The following is a 423-nucleotide window of genomic DNA, read 5'->3' on the forward strand; positions in this document are numbered from 1 at the left end:
TGCAAACGCCCGGTCTCGAGCGCCGGCCCGCGTGCGGCCAGCGCGACCGGCCCGCCGCCGGCGATCGGACTCGGGAGGGAGGCCAACCGCGCACCCAACCGGCGGCCGAACACCACCCCTTCGAGCAGCGAGTTGCTGGCCAGCCGGTTGGCGCCGTGTACACCGGTGCATGCGACCTCGCCGACCGCGTGCAGTCCCGGCAGGCTGGTGCGCCCGAGTGCGTCGGTGGCCAGCCCGCCCATGTGGAAATGCGCCGCGGCCGTCACCGGCACCGGTTCGCGCGACGGGTCGATGCCGTGCGCATGGCAGGCCGCCAGCACGGTCGGGAATTCGACCCCCCAGTCGATGCCGAGCGCGGTGGCATCCAGCCACGCGCCGCCATCGCGGCCGGCCTGCCAGACGCGGCGGGCGACGATGTCGCGC

At 75.4% G+C, this 423-nt stretch carries 1 protein-coding gene; it reads right to left on the minus strand.

The annotated features are described in order from the left end of the window. A partial coding sequence (locus tag ACKVMH_RS13635; protein WP_412700684.1) for an FAD-binding protein occupies window positions 1-423 on the minus strand: 423 nt, incomplete at both ends.

Source organism: Lysobacter zhanggongensis (genome assembly GCF_046638635.1).
Classification (GTDB): Bacteria; Pseudomonadota; Gammaproteobacteria; order Xanthomonadales; family Xanthomonadaceae; genus Novilysobacter; species Novilysobacter luteus.